A 3899-nucleotide genomic window follows, 5' to 3' on the forward strand; every position below is an offset into this window, starting at 1 on the left:
GCCTCGTGACGCTCGGGTACTTGGGTTGCTTCATCGCCCCAGGTGCGATTGACGCGTTGCCCACGAATGACCGCCGGGCGCAGGGCGATATCCTCGGCCCAGCGCTGTAAATGGGTGTATTCGTGAGCCGCGAGAAACTCGGCCGCCGAGTAAACGTTGTTGCGCACCAGTTGCCCGTACCACGGCCAGACCGCGATATCGGCGATGGTGTAGTGGTCGCCAGCCAGATAGGCACTTTCGGCCAGACGACGGTCGAGCACGTCCAGTTGCCGCTTGGCTTCCATGGTGAAACGGTTGATCGGATACTCCATTTTCTCTGGCGCATAGGCATAGAAATGTCCGAAACCGCCGCCAAGATACGGCGCCGAGCCCATCTGCCAGAACAGCCAGTTCAACGTTTCGGTACGGCCCGCCGGATCCTTCGGCAGGAAAGCATCGAACTTCTCGGCCAGATACAGCAGGATCGAACCCGATTCGAATACGCGAATCGGTGGCTCGACACTGCGATCGAGCAACGCCGGGATTTTCGAGTTCGGGTTGATCTCGACAAAGCCGCTGGAGAACTGGTCGCCCTCGCCAATGCGGATCAGCCACGCATCGTATTCGGCAGCGCTGTGCCCCAGCGCCAACAGCTCTTCGAGCAGAATGGTCACCTTCACGCCGTTGGGCGTGGCCAGCGAGTAGAGCTGCAACGGATGCTTGCCGACGGGCAGGGTTTTGTCATGGGTCGGCCCGGCAATCGGCCGGTTGATGCTGGCGAACTGGCCACCGGACGGGGCTTCGTTTTTCCAGACCTGGGGTGGAACGTACGGCGCTTTGCTCATGAAAGGGGCCTCATCGTTGGCGAGTGGAAAAATACCTGCTGAGAATAGACAGGACACCACAGAAACAGGGGCAGACTCAACGCTGCGGCCATTGATCCTTGATTTCAAACCATGGCGCCTTCGACGTCACTTCGACGTGTTGCTGTTTTTCCGTGGTGAACGTCGTGTCCAGCGTGCCCAGGGCTACCGAGATCCAGTCGCGGTACTCACCCTGATTGTTTGCCCAGAACAGCGACGAGCCGCAGTTCAGGCAAAACTGGCGTTGTACCGATTGCGAAGACTGATAGGCCTTGAGCTGTTCGGCGCCCTCCAACAGTTCCAGGTTCTGCCGCAGCACGCTGCCATAACTGGCAAACGCTGCGCCGTGGCTTTTGCGGCACTGGCTGCAGTGGCAGTGCGAAAGCGCTTTGGGCCGTGAACGGATCTGGTATTTCACCGCTCCGCACAGGCAACTGCCCCGGAAGGTCTGAGGGGAGGGCGTGAGCATTGTTATTGGGGTTCCTGGTAAGTAATGGCTGGTTTCAAGCGGTCAGGTGACGGCGCCAGAAACCCGCTGATCAGGGAAATCACCTGTTGCTGAATGACCGCACGCGGACGACCACCGTCGCCATCGGTGCAGATGATGCTGTCGCCCGGTACATCCTCGTCGAGCATGGCCACGGCGCCAGGTTTGCAGATTGCCATGAAACTGAAGTGACTGGCGTCGCTGATCTCGACGAAATGCGATGAGGTTTTTGGCAGACGTTTGGCGAGGTCGACGGACTCCAGTTCAGCGGGCAGTTCTTTCGACGGCACGCCGGCAGCGATCACCAGGATCGGCACGGGGTAGGCCGCGAGGCTGGCGTCGGTCATCCCGCGCGACAGGCCCAGGTCCAGTGAAACCACGGCAGTGACGCGCTTGTCACGCCAGTCGGCGGCCAATTGAGCTTTCGCTTGCGCGGTGTTTGCAGTGTTCATTTGTTGGTAAGCGGTGCAACTGGCCAGTTGTGGATGGACTTTGCAGTCGTCGGCAAAACGCTCGGGGTCGAAGCGTGCGCCGCCGGCTTCGAGGACCGTCCAGCCGCCGAGCGAATGGCCGACAATGGCAATTCGATCCTTGGCCACTGCGCCGAACTTTTCCGGTTGTGCCGTCACCGCATCGATAGCGCGGCTGAGGTCAACGGGGCGTTGCCACAACTGCGCCGCCGCTTGCGGGCTGCGGTCGCGGCTGGTGGTGCCGGGATGATTGACCGCCGCGACGATGTAACCCTCATGGGCCAGTGCACTGGCCAGCCACGTCTGGTTGATCCAGCTTCCGCCGTTGCCGTGGGAAAGCACCACCAATGGATGTTCGCCACTGCCTACCGGAGCATCGAGCACGGCGGGGGCGCCAACGAAGACCGGGTTGTCGCCGAACAATTGTGGCGTCGCAGAGGTGGGCGAACTTGGGTACCAGACGACCATTTCTACCGGGCGCTCATTTAGCGGATCCGCCAGCGTGGCGTACTGGAAACCGACGGGTTGGGTGTCCGCGAACACGGGGCTGCCCAAGCAGATCATGAGCAGAGCGCCGAGAGACTTTTTCATTGTTGTTATCTTCCGTGATGGGCCGAATGGGCGAGGTGGACTTTGCCCGAATTCGCGCGCTTGAGCGAGCCTCTATGAGCCCTGCCTCTTAAACATTTTCCATCGGCCAGCGCGTGGCCAGATGTGCTGTCAGATAATCCAGAAAGGCTTTGACCTTCGGCGTCATCGCCGCCCGTTCCTGCACGCAGGCGTAGATGTCCATCGGCTCGACAACGGAGTGAGCGGCGTCGCTATGTTCAAACAGCGGCACCAGTTGCCCGCTCGCGAGATACGGCGCGGCGACGAACTCCGCCAGTCGCGTGATTCCGGCACCGTGAACCGCCATTTGCGCCAGTGCATCAATGTCATCACTGATGGCGGTGGCATTGATGGGGGCGTCGAAACGCTGGCCGTCGCGGATAAAACTCCAGCGCAGAAACCGCCCGTCCAAGGGATAACGAAAGGCCAGGCAGGCGTGGTTCTGTAAATCATCCGGCGATTGCGGCCACCCGGCGCGCTGCAGATAGGCTGGCGCGGCGCACATGATGAAGGGCAGCGAAACGATCTTGCGCGCGACGATGCCGTCCTCCAGTTGCGGCTTGATCCGCAGGCTCAGATCAATGTCGTCCTGGATGTGGTTGATCTTGCCATTGGTGGTCGAGAGTTCGATGAGCAGGCGCGGATGCTGCGCAGCAAACCCGGCGATCAGCGCGGCCAGCACATGACGGCCGAACGCGGAGGTCGAGGCGATACTCAAACGGCCCTGTAACTCGCGCTCATCGCGGCTGATCGAGCTTTGCGCGGCTTCCAGGTCCGCCGCAATCCGGCGGACTTTCTCGTAGTACACCGCGCCGTTTTCGGTGAGCGCCATGCTGCGCGTGGTGCGTTGCAACAGGCGCACACCGAGGTGCGTTTCCAGCCGATTGAGTGTCTGGCTCACTGCTGCCGCACTGACGCCGAGAATCTTCGCGGCGCCGACAATCGAGCCTGATTCCACCACTTTGATAAAACAGGCAATCGCCGCTAACAGATTCATTCATCGTCACGCTGAGGGCTGATTCGTAAGTTCTGCTTTATAAAGTACCTGCGCTTGAGCGTCTAGTTGCTCGGGGGCGACCTTGCTAACGTGCGGTCTCCCTGTCACTGGATGGAAAAGCCATATGAATCAACCAACCCGCGCCGAAGCCCTGACCATCAACCGCCGCAAGCTGTCACCGCGCGCCACGCCGTATGTTTTCGCGCTGTACATGGCGACGATCATGGCGTTTCTGATGTCGCTGGTGATCACCGCCGCCAATTCGGGCATTGATAACGACTACCTGAGTAATGCCTTGCACGCCTACAAGCTGGCGATGCCCGTGGCGTTTCTGTGCATTCTCGTCGTGCGGCCGATCGTGATCAAACTGGTGGCGTTCACGGTGCATCCGCATCGTTGAAAGCCTCCGCGTCATCAGTGGCTGTTCTGACGTCTTCGCGAGCAGGCTCGCTCCCACATTTGCAACTCGATTCCCTGTGGGAGCGAGCCTGCTC

The 3899-nt window shown here is 60.4% G+C and carries 5 protein-coding genes; 1 reads left to right on the forward strand and 4 read right to left on the reverse strand.

The window, feature by feature from the left end; genetic code table 11:
• From yghU to M9827_RS07760, 4 genes are all read right to left on the reverse strand, one after another.
• Positions 1-824, reverse strand: an 824-nt coding sequence (gene yghU, locus M9827_RS07745; protein WP_250604810.1) for a glutathione-dependent disulfide-bond oxidoreductase, incomplete at its 3' end; no start/stop codon positions are given.
• A gap of 76 nt (positions 825-900) precedes the next feature.
• Complete coding sequence (locus M9827_RS07750) at positions 901-1311, reverse strand: GFA family protein (RefSeq protein WP_123450170.1); 411 nt, start codon at positions 1309-1311, stop codon at positions 901-903.
• 2 nt (positions 1312-1313) lie between these two features.
• Positions 1314-2390: an alpha/beta hydrolase family protein gene (locus tag M9827_RS07755; RefSeq protein ID WP_250604812.1), complete on the reverse strand. Its 1077-nt coding sequence runs from the start codon at positions 2388-2390 to the stop codon at positions 1314-1316.
• An 88-nt stretch (positions 2391-2478) separates the two neighbouring features.
• A complete protein-coding gene (locus tag M9827_RS07760) occupies positions 2479-3405 on the reverse strand; it encodes a LysR family transcriptional regulator (RefSeq protein WP_250604814.1) in 927 nt (308 codons plus the stop codon).
• Positions 3406-3529: 124 nt separating this feature from the next.
• On the opposite strand from M9827_RS07760, the gene M9827_RS07765 reads away from it, so the two are divergent.
• Entirely contained in the window at positions 3530-3805 is a 276-nt protein-coding gene (locus tag M9827_RS07765; RefSeq protein WP_250604816.1) for a DUF2798 domain-containing protein, read from the forward strand.
• The last annotated feature ends 94 nt before the right edge of the window (positions 3806-3899 follow it).

This window comes from Pseudomonas sp. AKS31 (genome assembly GCF_023634765.1).
In the GTDB taxonomy this organism is placed as follows: domain Bacteria; phylum Pseudomonadota; class Gammaproteobacteria; order Pseudomonadales; family Pseudomonadaceae; genus Aquipseudomonas.

Bases quoted from the DNA above. Each gene is read 5' to 3' on its own strand.
- M9827_RS07765 (WP_250604816.1), top strand. From the start codon at position 3,530: ATGAATCAACCAACCCGCGCCGAAGCCCTGACCATCAACCGCCGCAAG.
- M9827_RS07755 (WP_250604812.1), bottom strand. From the start codon at position 2,390: ATGAAAAAGTCTCTCGGCGCTCTGCTCATGATCTGCTTGGGCAGCCCC.
- M9827_RS07750 (WP_123450170.1), bottom strand. From the start codon at position 1,311: ATGCTCACGCCCTCCCCTCAGACCTTCCGGGGCAGTTGCCTGTGCGGA.
- M9827_RS07760 (WP_250604814.1), bottom strand. From the start codon at position 3,405: ATGAATCTGTTAGCGGCGATTGCCTGTTTTATCAAAGTGGTGGAATCA.